General features: G+C 59.9%; 17 protein-coding genes. 6 read left to right on the top strand and 11 right to left on the bottom strand.

The window, feature by feature from the left end:
- Nucleotides 1-10: 10 nt before the first annotated feature.
- The 3 genes from AC097P_RS15130 (at nt 11) to AC097P_RS15120 (ending at nt 3,870) form a co-directional block, all read left to right on the top strand.
- A complete protein-coding gene (locus AC097P_RS15130) occupies nt 11-790 on the top strand; it encodes an ABC transporter ATP-binding protein (protein ID WP_479611258.1) in 780 nt (259 codons plus the stop codon).
- 30 nt (nt 791-820) lie between these two features.
- Nucleotides 821-2,878 (top strand): diguanylate cyclase domain-containing protein, encoded by a 2,058-nt coding sequence (locus AC097P_RS15125; RefSeq protein ID WP_479611257.1) that lies wholly within the window; start codon nt 821-823, stop codon nt 2,876-2,878.
- A gap of 68 nt (nt 2,879-2,946) precedes the next feature.
- Complete coding sequence (locus AC097P_RS15120; RefSeq protein ID WP_479611256.1) at nt 2,947-3,870, top strand: acyltransferase; 924 nt, start codon at nt 2,947-2,949, stop codon at nt 3,868-3,870.
- Between the two features lie 221 nt (nt 3,871-4,091).
- Here AC097P_RS15120 and cynS read toward each other — a convergent pair whose 3' ends face one another.
- Nucleotides 4,092-4,535 (bottom strand): cyanase, encoded by a 444-nt coding sequence (gene cynS, locus AC097P_RS15115; RefSeq protein WP_479611255.1) that lies wholly within the window; start codon nt 4,533-4,535, stop codon nt 4,092-4,094.
- Between the two features lie 150 nt (nt 4,536-4,685).
- Here cynS and AC097P_RS15110 point away from each other — a divergent pair, with 150 nt between their 5' ends.
- Nucleotides 4,686-5,471, top strand: coding sequence for a plasmid replication/partition related protein (locus AC097P_RS15110; RefSeq protein WP_479611254.1), 786 nt, complete (start codon nt 4,686-4,688; stop codon nt 5,469-5,471).
- A gap of 64 nt (nt 5,472-5,535) precedes the next feature.
- Complete coding sequence (locus tag AC097P_RS15105) at nt 5,536-5,940, top strand: hypothetical protein (protein ID WP_479611253.1); 405 nt, start codon at nt 5,536-5,538, stop codon at nt 5,938-5,940.
- A 33-nt stretch (nt 5,941-5,973) separates the two neighbouring features.
- On the opposite strand, the gene AC097P_RS15100 is transcribed toward AC097P_RS15105, so the two are convergent.
- Entirely contained in the window at nt 5,974-6,420 is a 447-nt protein-coding gene (locus AC097P_RS15100) for a nuclear transport factor 2 family protein (protein WP_479611252.1), read from the bottom strand.
- Nucleotides 6,421-6,449: 29 nt separating this feature from the next.
- The gene (locus tag AC097P_RS15095) at nt 6,450-8,483 is read right to left on the bottom strand and encodes an oxidoreductase (RefSeq protein WP_479611251.1); all 2,034 of its coding nucleotides are present in this window, start codon (nt 8,481-8,483) and stop codon (nt 6,450-6,452) included.
- A gap of 80 nt (nt 8,484-8,563) precedes the next feature.
- Between AC097P_RS15095 and AC097P_RS15090 the strand changes: the two genes are divergently transcribed.
- Nucleotides 8,564-9,097, top strand: coding sequence for a PadR family transcriptional regulator (locus tag AC097P_RS15090; protein ID WP_479611250.1), 534 nt, complete (start codon nt 8,564-8,566; stop codon nt 9,095-9,097).
- A gap of 119 nt (nt 9,098-9,216) precedes the next feature.
- Here AC097P_RS15090 and AC097P_RS15085 read toward each other — a convergent pair whose 3' ends face one another.
- The 8 genes from AC097P_RS15085 to AC097P_RS15050 form a co-directional block, all read right to left on the bottom strand.
- Nucleotides 9,217-10,947, bottom strand: coding sequence for a methyl-accepting chemotaxis protein (locus AC097P_RS15085; RefSeq protein WP_479611249.1), 1,731 nt, complete (start codon nt 10,945-10,947; stop codon nt 9,217-9,219).
- A 101-nt stretch (nt 10,948-11,048) separates the two neighbouring features.
- Nucleotides 11,049-12,656: a glycerol-3-phosphate dehydrogenase/oxidase gene (locus AC097P_RS15080; protein WP_479611248.1), complete on the bottom strand. Its 1,608-nt coding sequence runs from the start codon at nt 12,654-12,656 to the stop codon at nt 11,049-11,051.
- 78 nt (nt 12,657-12,734) lie between these two features.
- Nucleotides 12,735-14,465 carry an ABC transporter substrate-binding protein gene (locus tag AC097P_RS15075; protein WP_479611247.1) on the bottom strand — a complete coding sequence of 577 codons (1,731 nt, stop codon included), beginning with the start codon at nt 14,463-14,465 and terminating at the stop codon, nt 12,735-12,737.
- A gap of 89 nt (nt 14,466-14,554) precedes the next feature.
- Complete coding sequence (locus AC097P_RS15070; protein WP_479611246.1) at nt 14,555-14,863, bottom strand: DUF2160 domain-containing protein; 309 nt, start codon at nt 14,861-14,863, stop codon at nt 14,555-14,557.
- A gap of 35 nt (nt 14,864-14,898) precedes the next feature.
- The gene (locus AC097P_RS15065; RefSeq protein ID WP_479611245.1) at nt 14,899-15,711 is read right to left on the bottom strand and encodes a carbohydrate ABC transporter permease; all 813 of its coding nucleotides are present in this window, start codon (nt 15,709-15,711) and stop codon (nt 14,899-14,901) included.
- An 81-nt stretch (nt 15,712-15,792) separates the two neighbouring features.
- Nucleotides 15,793-16,683 carry a carbohydrate ABC transporter permease gene (locus AC097P_RS15060; protein ID WP_479611244.1) on the bottom strand — a complete coding sequence of 297 codons (891 nt, stop codon included), beginning with the start codon at nt 16,681-16,683 and terminating at the stop codon, nt 15,793-15,795.
- Nucleotides 16,680-17,756 carry an ABC transporter ATP-binding protein gene (locus tag AC097P_RS15055; protein ID WP_479611243.1) on the bottom strand — a complete coding sequence of 359 codons (1,077 nt, stop codon included), beginning with the start codon at nt 17,754-17,756 and terminating at the stop codon, nt 16,680-16,682. Before AC097P_RS15055 ends, AC097P_RS15060 begins: the two co-directional genes overlap by 4 nt.
- 1 nt (nt 17,757) lies before the next feature.
- Nucleotides 17,758-18,831, bottom strand: a complete 1,074-nt coding sequence (locus AC097P_RS15050; protein ID WP_479611242.1) for an ABC transporter ATP-binding protein — start codon at nt 18,829-18,831, stop codon at nt 17,758-17,760.
- Nucleotides 18,832-18,946 lie beyond the last annotated feature (115 nt).

The following is an 18,946-nucleotide window of genomic DNA, read 5'->3' as shown; positions in this document are numbered from 1 at the left end:
CTCCCAATCCATGACGACGCCAAAGCCGCTCAAACTCCAGGTTGACAACATCCACAAGCGCTTTGGCGCCAACGAGGTGCTCAAGGGCGTGTCGCTGTCGGCCCACGCGGGTGATGTCATCAGCATCATTGGCAGCTCGGGTTCGGGCAAAAGCACATTCTTGCGGTGCATCAACCTGCTCGAAAAGCCGCACGAGGGCAGCATTGCCGTCGCGGGCGAACCGCTAAACCTGGTCAAGCAATCCAATGGCGAACTGCGCGCGGCCGACCCCAAGCAACTGGCTCGGCTGCGCACCAAGCTGGCGATGGTGTTCCAGCACTTCAATCTGTGGGCACACATGACGGTGCTGCAAAACATCATCGAGGCGCCCGTGCATGTGCTGGGTGTGCCGAAAGAACAGGCGATTGAGACCGCCCGCAAATACCTGGCCAAGGTCGGCCTGCCCGGCAAGGAAGACAGCTACCCTGCCCACCTGAGCGGCGGCCAGCAGCAGCGCGTGGCCATAGCGCGCGCGCTGGCTATGGAGCCTGAGGTCATGCTATTTGACGAACCCACCAGCGCGCTGGACCCCGAGCTGGTGTCCGAGGTGCTCAAGGTCATGCAGAACCTGGCGCAAGAGGGCCGGACCATGGTGGTGGTGACGCACGAAATGGGCTTCGCCCGAGAGGTATCCAAACACCTGGTCTTTTTGCACCAGGGCCGAATCGAGGAGCAGGGCCACCCGGCCACCGTGCTGGCCGCGCCCAAGAGCGAACGCCTGCAGCAATTCTTGGCGGGCAGCCTCAAGTAGAGCGGCAAACAAAAAGCAGGAGCATGCGGCTTGGCCTTACACGATTTATCCACGCTGTTTGACCTGCTGCCCATCGGGGCCTACCGGTCCGACGCCGCGGGAAAAGTTGTGCGCCTCAATGCGGCGCTGGCCCGGCTCAATGGCTTCGCCAGCGAAGCCGAATGCCTGGCCCACCCGCACGCACTGGGTGCCGACTCGTACGTGCAGCCGGGCCGGCGCCAAGAGTTCCGGGATATTCTTGAAACCCAAGGTCAAGTCACTGATTTTGTGTCCGAAACCTACCGCCTCAAAACAGGCGAACGGTTTTGGGTGCGTGAGCATGCTCACCTGGTGCGCGACGCACAGGGCAACACCTTGTATGTAGAGGGCACGATTGAAGACATCACTGGCGAGCGCGCGGCCACGCTGTCCTTGCAGACTAGCGAAAACCTGTTGCGCAACCTGCTGGAGACCATACCCGACAGAGTCTGGCTCAAAGACACCCAAGGCATCTATCTGGCCTGCAATACGGCTTTTGCAGAAAACGTAGGCACGACCGCCGATCAAATTGTGGGCTCCAAAGATAAGGATTGGGTTGGCGAAGCCATTGCGCAAGAGTTCCTGCGGATAGACCGTATCGTCATCCAGACCGGGCAATCGCTGAGCGAGGAACGCCCGATGCCCTCCCCCCTGCTAAGCGACCCCAGCATCTACGAAGTCATCAAAACCCCCATGCGTGGCGCAGACGGCCGCATCGTCGGCGTGCTGGGCATGGGCCGCAGCATCCAGGCGCGCAAAGACGCTGAAGCGCGGCTGCGTGACACCACCGAACAGCTGGAGCTGGCCTTGATGAGCGCAGACCTCGGCCGCTGGGACCACGACCTCAGTGTCGAAAAGGGCTACTACCTGGACGAGCGCTCCTGCGCCATGCTGGGCCGAGACGTGTCAGAGAGCAAACACGGCCGCGCATGGGGCCACCTCATCCATCCGGACGACCTGCCCGGCACGCTGGACGCCATGCGCGCCCACTTGAGTGGTGCCTTGCCCGCCTACGAGGCTGAATACCGCGCCCGCCACACCGACAACCACTGGGTGTGGTTGGGTAACAGGGGAAAGGTTGTGCAGTTCAGCCGCGACGGAAAGCCACTGCGCATGGTGGGTACGCTGATGGATATTTCCAAGCGAAAGCACGTCGAAGGCGAACTGCTCGCCACCCAATCCGAACTGCAGGCGACGCTCAAAGCCCTGCCCGATCTGGTGTTCGAATTCAATGGTGAGGGCCGCTACCGCGTCATCCACAGCCATGACTCTCAGGAGCTGTTGCGGCCGGCTACCCAGCAAATCGATAGGCTGGTATCGGAAGTGTTGCCGCAGGAGGCGGCTGAGGTTTTCATGGCTGCCTTGCGCGAAGCCTTGGACACTGGCCGCTCCACAGGTAAGACCTACAGCTTGCAGCTCCCCCACGGGCGCCATTGGTTCGAACTGTCGGTGGTGCGCAAACCCACCCTGGCGGGCGAGGAGGAACGGCTGATCGCGATCTCGCGCAACATCACCCAACGCAAACAGGCCGAGCAAGCTATCGAGCATCTCGCCTACCACGACGCGCTCACGGGACTGCCCAACCGGCGCATGCTGGGCGACCGGCTGGACACTGCGCTGGCCGCCAGCCAGCGCAACAGCACCCACGGCGCGCTGCTGTTCCTGGACCTGGACAAATTCAAGGATTTGAATGACACCCACGGCCATGATGTTGGCGACCTGATGCTGCAAGAACTGGCACACCGCCTGCTGCAATGCATCCGCGCGGTGGACACGGTGGCGCGGTTGGGTGGCGACGAGTTCGTGGTGCTGATTCAGAATTTGAGCGTGAACCAAGACGATGCCAAACTGCACGCCGCTACCGTGGGCCACAAGATTTTGTCCAGTCTCAACGAACCCTACCTGTTGCTGGGCGTGCAGCACAGCACCACGCCCAGCATCGGCGCTACGTTGTTCCTGGGTCGCAGCACGCCCGGCCCTGAGCTACTCAAGCAGGCCGACATGGCGATGTACGAGGCCAAAGCCAGAGGTCGTAACACCCTGTGCTTTTTCAACGAAAATGGGCTGTAGCCCTCGCCCAACGAGCGTAACCCGCTCCTGTATTGATAGCACTTCTTAGCACCCATCCTGCAGCCACCATGCTTTCCTTCTTGTCCTCCCCCGTCATCTTCACTATTGCAACCCTGCTGATGGTGCTGAACGCGCTGTTCTGGGTGCCGATACTGCTGGTCTTCTCATCGCTGAAGCTGCTGCTGCCATTCAAGGCCGTGCGCCTGCGCATAGACCCCCTGCTGTTGGGCATTGCCGAGAACTGGATCTGGGGTAACAGCGCGTGGATGGCCTTGACCCAGCGCACCCAGTGGGACGTACAAGGCCTGGAGGGCCTGGACCCGTACAGCTGGTACATGGTCAACAGCAACCACCAATCATGGGTAGATATCTTGGTGCTGCAGCACTTGCTGAATCGCCGCATACCGCTGCTGAAATTTTTCTTGAAGCAGCAACTGATCTGGGTGCCTGTCATGGGCTTGGCCTGGTGGGCGCTGGAGTTTCCATTCATGCGCCGCCACACCGAGGAATATCTCAAGAAACACCCCGACATGCGCGGCAAAGACCAGGAGACCACGCGCAAGGCATGCGAGAAATACGCACTGATTCCGACCAGCGTCATGAATTTTCTGGAGGGCACGCGCTTCACACCAGCCAAGCATGCCAAGCAACAGTCACCCTACCGCCATCTGCTGAAACCCAAAGCCGGCGGCATGGCCATGGCGTTGAATGCCATGGGCGATAAATTTCAGGCCATTTTGGACATCACCATCGTCTACCCGGATGGCCCGATCACGTTCACCGATTTCCTGCGCGGCAAGCTGCGCCGCGTCATCGTGCGCGTGCGCAGCCTGCCCATACCACAGCATTTGATGGTTGGTGACTACGCGCAGGACCCGGCGTTCAGGGAGGCGTTTTCACAATGGGTGCAGCAGCTGTGGAGGGACAAGGATGCGTTGATTGAGGGGGTGTTAGCGGAAGCTAATAAGGCGGCGAGAGCACCACCGGCCTAGCCGCCAAGATGACCACTTGTCGGAGGAACAAGGGTTAGCTGCGTACCGTGGGCGCTACAAGCGAACGTGGTCCGTTCAGCGGATCAAGAAACGGTGTGTCAGGACCACTGACGTAGAAAATAACCAGGCGCAGGGGACAGGCGCAATGTTTTCAGACGATTATCCTAGGGTTTGCAAGACTGGCGCGCAGTTGGTGCGCCGGCCATTCTTGGCCGGGGCTATCAGTACTGCTTGTAAGGCAAAAACTTGCCGGACAGCACCACATTGACGCGGTCGCCTTTCGGGTCAGGCTGGCGCACGATGTCCATTGAAAAATCAATGGCGCTCATGATGCCGTCGCCAAACTCTTCGTGTATCAATTCCTTAATCGTGGTGCCGTAGACGCTGACGATTTCATACCAGCGGTAGATCAAGGGGTCGGTCGGCACCGGGGTGGGTAGCGAGCCCTTGTAGGGCACCACCTGCAACCACTTCTGCTCTTCGGCTGTCAGTCCAAAAATCTTGCCTACGACCTTGGCCTGCTTAGCGTCCAGCGTCATTTGGCCCAAGCAAGCGGCGGTGACCCATTCCTTGGACAAGCCCACCTTCTTGGCGACATGGTCCCATGTAATGTCTTTGGCCACTTTGGTGCTAATTATTTTTTCGGTTACTTCCATGCGGTTCATGCTGCAGACTCCTCGTGTGTGTAAGTGGATGGGATGCGCGTTGTACCGATGGGTTAGCAATGCCTGTGCCAACCTCGCCGCTTTCAGCCGATATAAGTGGCCCCCCCTACAATCACGCCCTTTGCCCGAACCCAGCCCCTCTTCCAAGCCATGACCATCGTCATCAATCCTGATCTCAAAGCCTATATCGATCCCCTGACGCCCGAAGAGCACGATGCGTTGGAGCGCAGCCTGCTGGCGGAGGGGTGCAGGGATGCCCTGGTACTGTGGGGCGACGTGCTGGTTGACGGCCACAACCGCTATGGCATTTGCCAAAAGCACGGGATTGCGTTCCAGACCTTGCAAAGCAAGCAGTTCCAGACTATGGAAGATGTCCATCTGTGGATGATTGACCAGCACCTGGGCCGCCGCAGTGTGTCCGACTTTCAGCGGGGTGTGCTCGCGCTGCGCAAGCGCGAAATCTTGAACGACAGAGGACCGAAATCCGCGCCGAACGGAATTGCAGACTGCACCCCAGCCCCTGGGGCGGTTGCCGCACCGACAACAACGCCCGAGCCGCTAAAAAGCCGCGAAGACATTGCCAAAGTAGCACGCCTGAGCAGCAACCAGGTTGTGCTGATCGAGAAAATCCAAAAGCAGGCGGCGCCGGAGGTGGTGGCTGCCGTCAAATCGGGAACCCTATCGCTGAATGCCGCCGCTGCTGTGGCCACGCTGCCCGAGCAGGAGCAGATTGCGGCTGCGCTGGGCGGTAAGGAGCAGCTGCGGCAAGCCGCCAAGCGGGTGCGCGAAACCAGGAAACGGGCTCCGACAGAAGACGACGCGTCCGCTAGCGCGATTGAGCAAGACACAGTGCAGGCTGTGAAAGCCCGTATTCGCGAACTGGAAGCACAGAACGCACGCTTGCGGGAAGAATTGGCCGCGATGGCTGCCGCGTAACCCGGCAATAGCACGGCGGATCATGCCCTATAGTGCGCGGTAGCTGCCAACCTACAGGACCACCATGAACCTCACTCGCCTTCTCGCGCTCGCGCTGTTGCTTTTCGCCACGGCGTGGCCGGCTTTTGCCGCTGCCGGCTTCTTCTGGAATTGCACGACGCCCGACGGCATCAAATACGCCGACGCCAACAAGTGCGACAAAGGGGACGCTGCGGTCAAGGTGATGAAGGTCAACAATACAGCGACGCCTGCGCAGACCTCGGTCACGCGTGCAACTTCGGCTGAAGACATTTATACGTCCACCGGACTGCAAACGGGTGTGTGCCCTAGCAATCCGGCATATTGCACTCACCCAAACTATGGAGTGTCAGAAGGCTCCCCCCGCGCGCAGGCGATTGCCCAATTCATGCGCAAGCGGGAATGTGACCTTATGAAACGCTTCCCAGAGCGCTGCGTCAGACTTAACTAAAGGCAGTTGCGGGCAGGGCTGCAACCTACCGACTCAGGCAGCGCCCTTCACCTTAAAGGCCGGCATCTTCTCCGCCAGCCGCGCACCCATCTCCGCGCCCAGTGCTTGTAGGCCGCTTAAAGGGCGCACCATGACTTCAAACTCGACGATTTTTCCTTCCTCGTCAAAGCGCACCAGGTCTATGCCTTTGAGCTGCTTGTCACCCACGCGGGCACTGAATTCCAGCACGGCGTTCAGACCATCGTCTGATGCCAGTTGGCGGTGGTAAGTGAAGTCTTCGAACACCTTGATCACGGTGTTGAGCGCCAGTATCAGTGCCGCCGCGGGCTGGTAGGGATGGATGGCCATCGGCGAGCGGAACACCGCATCGGGGTGGACGATGCTGGGCAGGTCTTGCAGGTTGCCGGCGGCAACCATGGCGTGCCATTTGGCGAGGGATGCGGCAGCTGCGGGTTTCATTTGGGTTGGGGCTGTGTGCATGTGTGCTCCATTGGTGTTGAGGTTTAAAGTCAAATCGTCGCAGCCAGGCGTGTGCCCTGGTTGATGGCGCGTTTGGCGTCCAGCTCGGCGGCCACATCAGCACCGCCAATCAGGTGTACGGAACACCCCGCAGCTTGTAACGCGCCGTACAGCTCGCGCTGCGGCTCCTGGCCCGCGCACAGGATGATGTTGTCGACGGCAAGCACCTGCTGTTGGTCACCGACGCGAATGTGCAGGCCGGCGTCGTCTATTTTTTGGTACTGCACGCCGGGCGCCATGCCCACGCGCTTGGCTTTCAGAGAGGTCCGGTGTATCCAGCCGGTGGTCTTGCCCAACTGGTCGCCGACCTTGCTCTCCTTGCGCTGCAATAGGTGCACCTCGCGTGGCGAGGTTTCCGCATGGGCTGCCTTGATGCCGCCAGCCTGGGCGTAAGCGGTATCAATGCCCCACTCCGCATAGAACTTGGGTGCGTCCACGCTGGGGCTGGTGCCGGAGTGGGTCAGGTACTCGGACACGTCAAAACCAATGCCACCCGCGCCGATCACCGCCACCGACTGGCCCACGGGCTTGCCGTCGCGCAGCACATCCAGATAACCCATGACCTTGGGGTGGTCGACGCCCTCAATGTGTGGCGTGCGCGGCGTAACCCCGGTTGCCAAAATCACCTCATCAAAACCGCCGGCCTGTAGGGCATCGGCCGTGACGCGGGTGTTGAGCGACACCTTGACGCCGCGCAGCGCCAACTGGCGGTCAAAGTAGCGCAGCGTCTCATAGAACTCTTCCTTGCCCGGCACCTTCTTGGCGATGTTGAACTGGCCACCAATCTCCGTGGCAGAGTCGAACAGCTCGACGCTGTGGCCACGTTCGGCGGCGGTGACGGCAAAGCTCAGTCCGGCCGGGCCAGCGCCCACCACCGCGATGCGCTTGGCTTGTGCCGCGGGCGTTATCACCAGCTCGGTCTCGTGGCAGGCGCGGGGGTTGACCAGGCAGGACGTGATCTTGCCCCCGAAGGTGTGGTCCAGGCATGCCTGGTTGCAGCCAATGCAGGTGTTGATCTCGTCGGCGCGGCCCTGCGCCGCCTTGCGCACAAAGTCCGGGTCCGCCAGAAACGGCCGGGCCATGGACACCATGTCGCAAAAGCCATCGGCCAGCAACTGGTCCGCCACCTCGGGCGTGTTGATGCGGTTGGTGGCGACCAGCGGAATGCCCACATGGCCCTTGAGCCGCTGGGTCACCCAGGCAAACGCGGCGCGTGGCACCTTGGTGGCGATGGTGGGAATGCGCGCCTCGTGCCAGCCAATGCCAGTGTTGATGATGGTGGCGCCGGCCGCCTCGACCGCCTTGGCGAGTTGGATCACCTCGTCCAGCGTGGAGCCGCCCTCCACCAGGTCCAGCATGGACAGTCTGTAGATGATGATGAAGTTGGCCCCGACCCGGGCTCGCACGCGGCGCACGATCTCGACCGGGAAGCGCATGCGGTTCTCGTAACTGCCACCCCACTCATCATCCCGGTGGTTGGTGCGGGCCGCGATGAATTCGTTGATCAGATACCCTTCTGAGCCCATGATCTCCACGCCGTCGTAACCGGCATGTTGTGCCAGACCTGCACAGCGCGCGAAATCTTCAATGGTCTGCTCCACCTCGTCGGTGCTCAGGCCGTGCGGTGTGTAGGGGTTGATGGGCGCCTGCAGCGCGCTGGGCGCCACCAGGTCCTTTTGGTACGAGTAACGGCCAAAGTGCAGGATCTGCATCGCGATTTTGCCGCCCTCTTGGTGCACCGCATCGGTCACCACGCGGTGGTGTTCAGCCTCTGCCTCGGTGGTCAGCATGGCGCCGCCCTTCATGGGCCGGCCGCGTTCATTGGGCGCAATGCCGCCGGTCACGATCAGGCCCACGTCGCCCCGGGCGCGCTCGGCGTAGAACGCGGCCATGCGGGCAAAACCATTGGGCACCTCTTCCAACCCGACGTGCATAGAGCCCATCAGGACACGGTTTTTCAGGGTGGTAAAGCCCAGGTCCAGGGGCTTGAGCATGTTGGCGTATTGGGAATGGGGGGCGGTCATCGAGGGTCCTTTATGCAACTGGTTGCACAATTCTACGCAAAAACCTCACGACTGTGCAACTGGTTGCATAAAATACGGCCATGTCCCTGCCCCACGCCCTCCTTACCGCCCTGGTCGAGCAACCCAGTTCCGGCTCCGATCTGGCGGGCCGTTTTGACCGCTCCATTGGTTACTTCTGGCATGCCACGCACCAGCAGATTTACCGCGAGCTGGGGCGGCTGGAAGCTGCTGGCTGGGTGGAATCCCTCCCGCCCGAATCCGGCCGCGGCCGCAAAAAGGTCTATCAGGTGCTGCCCGCTGGCCGCGCCGAACTGGAACGCTGGGTAGCTGAGGACCAGGATCCCAAACCCCTGCGCGACGAGTTCATGGTCCGCCTGCGGGCCGAGGCGGTGGTGGGCCCCACCGGTCTGGCCGACGATATCCGCCGACGGCTGGAGTTGCACCGCCAGAAGCTGGCCGTGTACCGCGCCATTGAGGCCCGAGACTTCGCCCGTGGAGACACTTCGCGCAGAGCGCAGTTGCAGCACCTGGTGCTGGGCGCCGGCATCTTGCAAGAGACCATGTGGATAGAGTTTTCTGAAAAAGCGCTGGCGGTTCTGGCCGCGCCCGCCTGAAGCTGCTACGTTTTTAGTAGCTGCTTACGCACGCTCCGCGAGGGCTACAGCCCGATTTGACCAAGAGAAAAGGGCCGGGCAGTCACCTGCGCCCTGTGGCCGCCACCCGGTCTCAGCGATCAGAAACTCTCCCAGCTGCCATCATCCGCCGCCTTGGAAGCTACGGGTGCCGACAGGGCTTTGGGCTTGCCAGCAGGGGCGTGCTTTTTGGCGACAGTGATTGCCGCGCCCGCTCTGGCCGCGGGTCGCACGGCCACTGACGGGGGGGCCTGCATGCGCGGCATTGCCATCTGCGATGCGCCAGCGGCCCCGTGGGCCAGCTTGAAAACGGCCACGGTACCTACCAGGTCATGGGCCTGCGATTTGAGACTGCTGGCCGCCGCCGCCATCTGCTCCACCAGCGCGGCATTCTGCTGGGTCGCCTGGTCCATCTGGGCCACGGCCTCGCTGACCTGCGACACGCCAAGCGATTGCTCGTTGCTGGCGGCGCTGATCTCTCCCATGATGTCGGTAACCCGCTGGATGCTGCTCACTACCTCCGTCATGGTGACGCCTGCCTGGTCCACCAGCACGCTGCCATGCTCCACACGCTCCACACTGGCGTTGATGAGTTGCTTGATTTCTTTGGCTGCTTCAGCAGAACGGCCTGCCAGGCTGCGCACCTCACTGGCCACCACCGCAAAACCTCGACCCTGCTCCCCTGCCCTGGCGGCTTCCACGGCCGCGTTGAGCGCCAGGATGTTGGTCTGAAAAGCAATGCCGTCGATGACGCTGATGATGTCCGATATCTTGCGGCTGGATTCGTTGATGCCCTTCATGGTCTCCACCACCTGTGTGACCACTTCGCCGCCCTTGACCGCGACCGTGCTCGCACTCATGGCCAACTGGTTGGCCTGGCGGGCACTATCTGCATTTTGTTTAACGGTCGAGCTCAGCTCCTCCATGCTGGACGCGGTTTTTTCCAGCGCGCTGGCCTGCTGCTCGGTGCGCGCACTCAGGTCCTGGTTGCCCTGCGCAATTTCGGCGCTGGCGATGGCCACGCCTTCGGAGCCATTGCGTACATTGGTCACCACCTGCGTCAGGTTGTCCTGCATGGCCTTGAGTTGTGCCATCAGGCTGATGTTGTCGCCAGGCTTGAGTGCCACTGCCGTGGTCAGGTCACCCGCTCCTACACTTTGCGCCAACACAGCAGCCTCGGAGGGCTCTGCACCCAGTTGACCGATGATGGTGCGCAGCGTTACACCGCCAAACACCGCAGCAAACAGCAGGCCTCCTACGATCGAAACAAGCGATACCAGCTTGAAAGTGCCGTAACGCGCAGAGGCGTCGGCGAACTCTTTCTTCGCACCATCCACCTGCAATTGGCTCAGGGCATCAATACCCTTCTTTACAGGCGCATACAGCGGTGGAATCTTGTTGACCAGGATGTTTTGGCCTTCAATCACGTCGTTTGCGCGCAGCGCAACCAGCGCGGGCTGCAGGCCTTCTTCGAACTTCTTGCGGTTTTCGACAAAGGCCTTGGCGAGCTTCTGCTCTTCGTCGGAAAGTTTGATTGCGGTATAGGCCGACCACAGTTTGGAGATGGCGGCAATATTGGCGTCCACAGTGGCCGTACTGGAGGCGATGACTTCGGGCGTGGGGGTGATCAGCGCGGCCGACAGAGCCAACTGGTTGCTGATCAACTTGGCCCCTATTTCACCCAATTGCCCGGCCGGAACGGTGCGGTCTTCATACACCGTGCGCAAAGCTTCGTTGGTCGCCCCCAGGCCATAGAGGCCCATGCTGCCCACAACCAGCAGCAGTGCGGACAAAATGCCACCCAGCAGCGCCAGACGCGTAAAAATTTTCACGGTGTTGTCTCCTTTTTATTCACGCATCGGCACCATAGTCCGGTAATTGCACAGCGGCGTCAATAGGTAGAAACAGGCTGCCATACCCGACGGACAACAACCTAAATCGGCAGGTCCAGATAATGCTGAGCCAGTGCGCCAAAGGCCTCAACCTCGGGGTCAATGCCCGTCTCCTCCAACAAGATATTCCCAACTTCTTGCGCCAGGCTTGCTGCGAGGCGTGCATCCAGAAACAGCAGCCGCGAACGGCGCGCCAGCATGTCTTCCACGGTGATCGCGTATTCATACCGTGCAGCAAACCGAACCATGCCTTCGGTCAGGCCTTCGCACAGCTGCCGGTCACCGCCGGGCATGGCTTGCACTACAGCCTGCTCGTCGCCGTAGGAATGCAGGCCCGGTGCCAGGCAGATGGACCGAATCTGCGCCGCCGGCATGCCGGAGCCCACCAGCTTGAGATGTGTGGTGACACCTTTGGCTCGCTTCTCCAGCAATGCCTTGTTAGCGCAGGCATCCAGAACGTCTTCGGCCATGGCGCGGTAGGTGGTCCATTTGCCGCCCGTCACGGTGACCATGCCGCTGCGGCTGACCATCACTGTGTGTTCGCGGCTGATGCCCTTGGTGTTGTCGCCGTCATCGTCCTGCGGTTTGACCAAAGGGCGCAGGCCCACCCACACACTTTTTACATCAGCGCGGGTCGGAGCCTTACGCAGATAGCGTGCCGACTCGTTAAGTATGAAATCCACTTCTTCCTTGAACGGCAGAGGCTCTCGCGCCAGATCGTTGCGCGGAGTATCGGTCGTGCCCAAGATGAGTTTGCCCAACCACGGCACGGCGAACAGCACCCGCCCATCCGCCGTCTTGGGCACCATCAACGCGACATCGCTGTCCAAAAATGATCGGTCCACGACGATGTGCACGCCCTGGCTAGGCGTCACCATGGGTTCGGTGGCGCGCTTGCTGCTTGCGCCGCTGGCAGCGCCATCTTTCTGGCGCAGTTCGTCTACCCACACCCCAGTGGCATTCACGACGCAGCGGGTATTGATCGTGTATTGCTTGCCATTTAAGGTGTCTTCACATACCAGGCCAGACACCTTGCCGTCTTGGTACAACAGGTGAGCCGCCCGGCAGTAATTCACCAGCAGTGCGCCCCGGCTTGCGGCCGTGCGGGCCAAGGCCATAGCCAGCTTGGCATCGTTGAATTGACCATCCCAGTATTTGACGCCGCCCTGCAGACCTTGCGGCAGCGCAGTGGGAAGGTATTTGAGCGTTTGCTCGCGATTCAGAAATTCGGTTTTGCCCAGGCCGGCTTTGCCCGCCAGGGCGTCATACATCTTGAGTCCAATGCCATAAAACGGTGTCTCCCACCATTTGTAGGAGGGCATGATGAACGGCAGGGGTTGCGCCAGATGGGGCGCGTTGTTCAGCAGCGTTGTGCGCTCGTGCAATGCCTCGCGCACCAACGAAATGTTGCCTTGGGCCAGGTAGCGCACGCCACCGTGCACCAGCTTTGTTGCCCGTGAAGAGGTGCCTTTGGCAAAGTCGTGCGACTCAACAAGGACAACCTTGAAACCGCGGGCTGCGGCGTCCAGCGCAACGCCCAAGCCTGTCGCTCCACCGCCGACGATAGCGATGTCATAGGCCTCGGCCTGTGCCAGTCGGTCCATCAACGTTTCGCGCCGTGTCAATTGGGGCTGCATGGTTGTAAGCATAAGAAGTAAGAAAAAGGCCGTGTGGCAAATGTGCTCACACGGCCGACCTTTAGAGCATCAGAGTTCGAACAAACCGGATCAGCGCGTCTTGCCGTTCTTCCACGCGTTGATCAGCGTGTCATAGGCAATGGTTTCACCCTTTGGTTTCTCGTTGTCCAATTTCTTCCATGGTGCACCCTTGTCGCTCAGCCATTTGCTGGGGTCCGACTTGGCGTTGAGCTTGGGCGGGCAATGTGCCATGCCGGCGCGTTCCAGGCGGCCCATCACGTCGTCCATTTCATTGGCCAGGTTGTCCATCGCAGCCTGGGGTGTCTTCTCGCCCGTGACCGCTACAGCCACGTTTTTCCACCACAGCTGGGCTAGCTTGGGATAGTCAGGCACGTTGGTACCGGTGGGCGTCCAGGCCACGCGTGCGGGGCTGCGGTAGAACTCCACCAGGCCACCCAGCTTGGGCGCCATTTGAGTCATGGCATTGGAGCGGATGTCGCTATCGCGGATGAAGGTCAACCCAACGGTAGATTTCTTCAACGACACGGTCTTGCTGGTTACAAACTGTGCATACAACCAGGCTGCAGCCACTTGGTCAGGGTTATGGTCCTTGAAGAAGGTCCACGATCCTACGTCCTGGTAGCCGTTTTGCATGCCTTGCTTCCAGTACGGTCCATTGGGACCGGGGGCCATGCGCCACTTGGGGGTGCCGTCGGCATTAACGACTGGCAGGCCAGGCTTGACCATGTCGGCGGTGAAGGCGGTGTACCAGAAAATCTGCTGTGCAATCTGGCCTTGCGCTGGCACAGGGCCTGCTTCGCCGAAGGTCATGCCAATGGCTTCCTTGGGCGAGTACTTCTTCATCCAGTCGATGTACTTCGTCAAAGCGTAGACGGCTGCTGGCGAATTGGTAGCACCACCACGGGCCACGGAAGCACCCTGTGGGTTGCAGCCGTCTGCCGAGGCACGGATGCCCCATTCGTCAACTGGCTTGCCGTTGGGAATACCGATGTCTGCCGTACCGGCCATGGACAACCAAGCATCGGTGAAGCGCCAGCCCAGTGATGGGTCTTTCTTGCCGTAGTCCATGTGGCCATAGATCGGCTTGCCGTCGATGGTCTTCACATCGTTGGTGAAGAACTCGGCGATGTCTTCGTAGGCGCTCCAGTTCAATGGCACACCCAGGTCATAGCCATACTTGGCCTTGAACTTTTCCTTTAGCTCGGGCTTGGCAAACAGATCCGCGCGGAACCAGTACAGGTTGGCGAACTGTTGGTCAGGCAATTGGTACATCTTGCCGTCGGGAGCCGTCGTGAAGCTGGTGCCGATGAAGTCTTTGACATCCAGCCCGGGGTTGGTCCACTCTTTACCTGCGCCGGTCATGTAGTCGGTCAGGTTCAAAATCTTGCCGTAGCGGTAGTGGGTGCCGATCAGGTCCGAGTCAGAAATCCATCCGTCATAAATGGATTTGCCCGATTGCATAGAGGTTTGCAGCTTTTCGACAACGTCGCCTTCTTGGATGACATCGTGCTTGACCTTGATGCCAGTGATTTCCTCAAAGGCCTTGGCCAGGGTCTTGGACTCGTAGTTGTGCGTAGTCAGCGTTTCCGACACCGTGCTGATCTCTTTGACGCCCTTGGCCTTGAGCTTCGCGGCAGCGTCAATAAACCACTTCAGTTCAGCGGCTTGCTGGGCCTTGGACAAGGTCGAAGGCTGGAACTCGTCGTCGATCCACTTTTTGGCTGCGGCTTCGTCAGCCCAAGCTTGGCTGCCCACTGCGCAAGCAAGGGCGACTGCCAATACCGAATACCTTAATTTCATTGTCTAACTCCTCAGGTCGAAACACCCCTGTTTAGAAGGCTTGAACGGCTCCAGGGGGAAATAAGCCGAACCTTTTCATCCGTCTTGAACTAGCCTTTGCGCATGATCAACGCAAGCAAGCACATGGAAAGAACAAAGCTGAACCAGATCGAAGGCTCGGCCTGCAGGCCCATCCACTCGACCAAACGACCACTCAGGCCCACGAAAGCCAAGTTGACATAGGCGGCTGAAAGCAAGCCGATAAACAAGCGGTCACCACGGGTGGTCTCCATCGGAAGAAAGCCGCGGCGCAGCGTCGTAGGTGACTTGATTTCCCACACGGTCATACCCACCAGCATCAGCACAATACAGCTGAAAAATACTGCCACGGGCGTAGTCCAGGCCATCCATTCAAACATGGTGAATTCCCTTTGCGAAACAGTTCAGTTGCGGCTCAAACGCGTCCCATCGCGAAGCCCTTGGCGATGTAATTGCGAACAAACCAGATCACGATGGCGCCTGGGACTATCGTCAGAACCCCAGCGGCCGCAAGCGTCGCCCAGTCCATGCCCGACGCAGAGACCGTGCGCGTCATGATGGCCACGATCGGCTTCGCATTCACACTGGTCAGTGTGCGGGCCAGCAGCAGCTCCACCCAGCTGAACATGAAGCAGAAGAACGCGGCAACACCCACACCCGCTTTGATCAGCGGCAGATAGATCTTGACAAAGAAGGTGGGGAATGAATAGCCGTCGATGTAGGCGGTCTCGTCGATTTCGCGCGGAATGCCACTCATGAACCCTTCCAGAATCCACACCGCCAGGGGCACATTGAACAACAGGTGCGCCAACGCAACCGCCACATGGGTATCCATCAAGCCGACCGTTGTGTAGAGCTGGAAGAACGGCAACAAAAACACCGCCGGCGGCGTCATGCGGTTGGTCAACAACCAGAAGAACACGTGCTTATCACCCAAAAAGCTGTAGCGTGAGAATGCATAGGCCGCTGGCAACGCAACCGTCAATGAAATGACGGTGTTGATGGCTACGTAAACCAGGCTGTTGATGTAGCCCGAATACCACGACGAATCGGTGAATATGGTGACGTAATTGGCCCAGGTAAAGTGCTCTGGAAACAATGAAAAGCCGGCCACGATCTCCTGGTTGGTCTTGAATGACATGTTGACCATCCAGTAGATGGGCAGCAGGGCAAAGACGATGTACGCAATCAGAAACAGCGTGCGTTTCTGGAACTTAGGCTTAGACATGCGACCCCCATGCGATGCACTTCGTGTATTCGCAGCCCCCCAGGGGGGTGCGAGCTTGTTTGGGGCGGCCCGGCACTGCGCTCATTGACCGCCCTCCACTGACTGGGTGCCTACGCGCTGCATCCAGTTGTATAAGATGAAACACAGCAACAAAATAATCAGGAAATAGATCAGCGAGAACGCGGCTGCAGGTCCCAGGTCAAACTGTCCCACGGCCTTCTGCGTCAGGAATTGCGACAGGAACGTGGTCGCGTTGCCGGGGCCACCCCCGGTCAGCACAAAGGGCTCGGTATAGATCATGAAACTGTCCATGAAGCGCAGCAGCACCGCGATCATCAAGACGCCGCGCATTTTGGGTAGCTGCACGTAGCGAAAGACATCCAGCTTGCTGGCTCCGTCAATACTGGCTGCCTGGTAGTAGGCATCGGGAATGGAACGCAGCCCTGCGTAGCCCAACAATGCCACCAGTGGCGTCCAATGCCACACGTCCATCAGCAACACCGTAAGCCAGGCATGGGTCGGGTTTCCGGTGTAGCTGTAATCAATGCCGACACCCTGCAACGCGGCCCCCATCAGGCCGATGTCGGCCCGCCCGAAGATTTGCCAGATCGTGCCCACAACATTCCACGGAATCAGCAGCGACAGCGATACGATGACCAGCACGGCGGATGATTTCCAGCCTAGCGATGGCATGGACAAAGCCAACAAAATGCCCAGCGGGAGTTCAACCGCCAGCACAGAGAAAGAAAAGGTCAACTGCCGCAACAGCGCGCCATGCAACTCCTCATCCCGCATGATGGCGGCAAACCACTCCGTGCCCACGAAGACCCGTCGCTCCGGAGAAATAATGTCTTGCACCGAATAGTTCACAACAGTCATCAATGGCAGGATGGCCGAGAACGCAACGCACAGCAGCACGGGCAGTATCAAGAACCAAGCCTTCTGGTTCACCGGTTTGGTCGTTGTGCTCATGCCACGATCTCCTCATTCTTGTAAATGCAGGTGTGCTCATTCAACACCTTGAGCCACACGGCGGCCCCAGGCGTAAGTTGGGCCGCATCTGTTGACAGGCGCGCCTTCACGGTAGTCCCTGCAAAGTCCGCACTCAACATCACATGGGTGCCCACGTCCTGGACCCGCGAAACCGTCATGGGCAGGGCGCCGTCGGTCTGCGGGGGCACCAGCGTCAGATACTCCGGCCGTATGCCCAGCTTGATATCACCAGCCGGCAGCGTACGGCCTGCGGGCACGGCCAGTGTGCTGCCGCCAACCTGCACGCCCTGCCCGCCCACATGTCCAGCCAGAAAATTCATGCCAGGCGAACCGATGAAGTGACCGACAAAGGTATGGCTGGGGCGCTCGAACAAGTCAGCGGGTGAGCCCACCTGCACGGCGCGGCCCCGCGTCATCACCACCACTTGATCGGCAAAGGTCAAGGCCTCTACCTGGTCGTGGGTTACGTAGATCAGCGTCAGCTTCAACTCATGGTGGATCTGCTTGAGCTTGCGCCGTAGCTGCCACTTCAGATGTGGGTCGATCACGGTCAGCGGTTCATCAAACAACACTGCGGACACGTCGGGCCGTACCAGGCCGCGGCCTAGCGAAATCTTCTGCTTTGCATCCGCGGCAAGACCTGCTGCGCGCTGGTTCAGCTGGCCGCTCATCTCCAGCATCTCGGCGATCTCACCCACGCGCTTGGCAATCTGCTCTTTGGGCATCTTGCGGTTGCGCAGCGGGAAGGCCAGATTCTCGGCCACCGTCATCGTGTCGTAGATCACCGGGAACTGGAACACCTGCGCAATATTGCGCTGCTGGGGCGACGCCTGGGTCACATCCCGTCCATCAAAGAGCACGGTCCCCTGCGATGGCGTCACCAGGCCGGACATGATGTTGAGCAGCGTGGTCTTGCCACAGCCCGAGGGGCCCAGCAGCGCATAGGCGCCACCATCCTCAAACGCCATCTTCAGCGGCAACAGCGCGTAATCGCTATCCTGCTTGGGGTCGCGCCGGTACGCGTGCGCCATATCGAGTTCTATGCGTGCCATATCAACGTCCTCCGCCACGCACTGGGGCCAACACCAGCATTCCCTGGGCATCAAACACATAGACCTGTGCGAGGTTGAAGTGCAGCGTAATCTGCGCACCCAGTTCAAAATAATGCACACCTGTGAGCTGCGCCACCAGTTCACCCACCTGCGTGTGTACGTGGACAAAGGTGTCAGAGCCTGAGATTTCTGCCAGCTCAACCTTACCGGCCAGCGCAACATCGCCCTCTTGGGCATGGACGCGCAGCGCACTCGCCCGCACGCCAACCGTCAATTTCGGCGTGGATTTGGACGACAGGCCGATTGTCAACAGTGGGCCTCCCTCCAACTGCACGCCATTGGCGGTAGCCGTGGCTGACAACAGGTTCATGGGTGGGTCGCTGAAGGCGCGGGCAACCCGCAGAGACGCAGGCTTGTGGAAAACTTCGGCCGTGGGGCCGTATTGCAGCAGTTCGCCCTCATCCAACACTGCGGTGTAGCCACCCAATAGCAAGGCTTCACCCGGTTCTGTTGTGGCATAGACCACGGTGGAGTTGCCGGCCGCAAACAACGCGGTCAATTCATCGCGCAATTCTTCGCGCAGTTTGTAGTCCAGATTCACCAGCGGTTCGTCCAACAGCATCAGCGGTGCGCCTTTGGCCAGTGCGCGGGCCAGGGCTACACGTTGTTGCTGCCCGCCCGACAGTTCGGCCGGGAGGCGGTCCAGAAACATTTCAATGTGCAGCTTCTCCGCCAGCTCGCGCACGCGCTGGTCCACATTTTTCTCGCCACGCAACTTCAGCGGCGACGCAATGTTGTCGCGCACTTTGAGCGAGGGGTAGTTGATGAACTGCTGGTAGACCATGGCGACATTGCGCTCACGCACCGGCACACCCACCACATCGCGGCCATCCACCAGCACGCGCCCCGAAGTGGGCACATCCAGCCCGGCCATGATGCGCATCAGGCTGGTCTTGCCGGCCTGCGTCGCGCCCAGCAACACCGTGACCGCACCGCTGCGGGGCGCGATGTTCATGTTGTGCAACCAGGTCTGCGGCCCCACTTTTTTGTTGATGCCTTCCAGGGTCAACTGCATCACGCCACCTTTTCTTTATGTTTCGTCTGAATTCGAATTAGGCGATTGTTATTCTTTTGCTTTCGATTTTTATCGGTATTTACCCTAAATATGTTCTTTTTAATTCGTTTTAAGA

It is taken from the genome of Rhodoferax sp. ZS1R8 (assembly GCF_056521325.1).
Note: the sequence above shows the minus strand (reverse complement) of the source record. Positions and strands in the feature narration are given on the sequence as shown.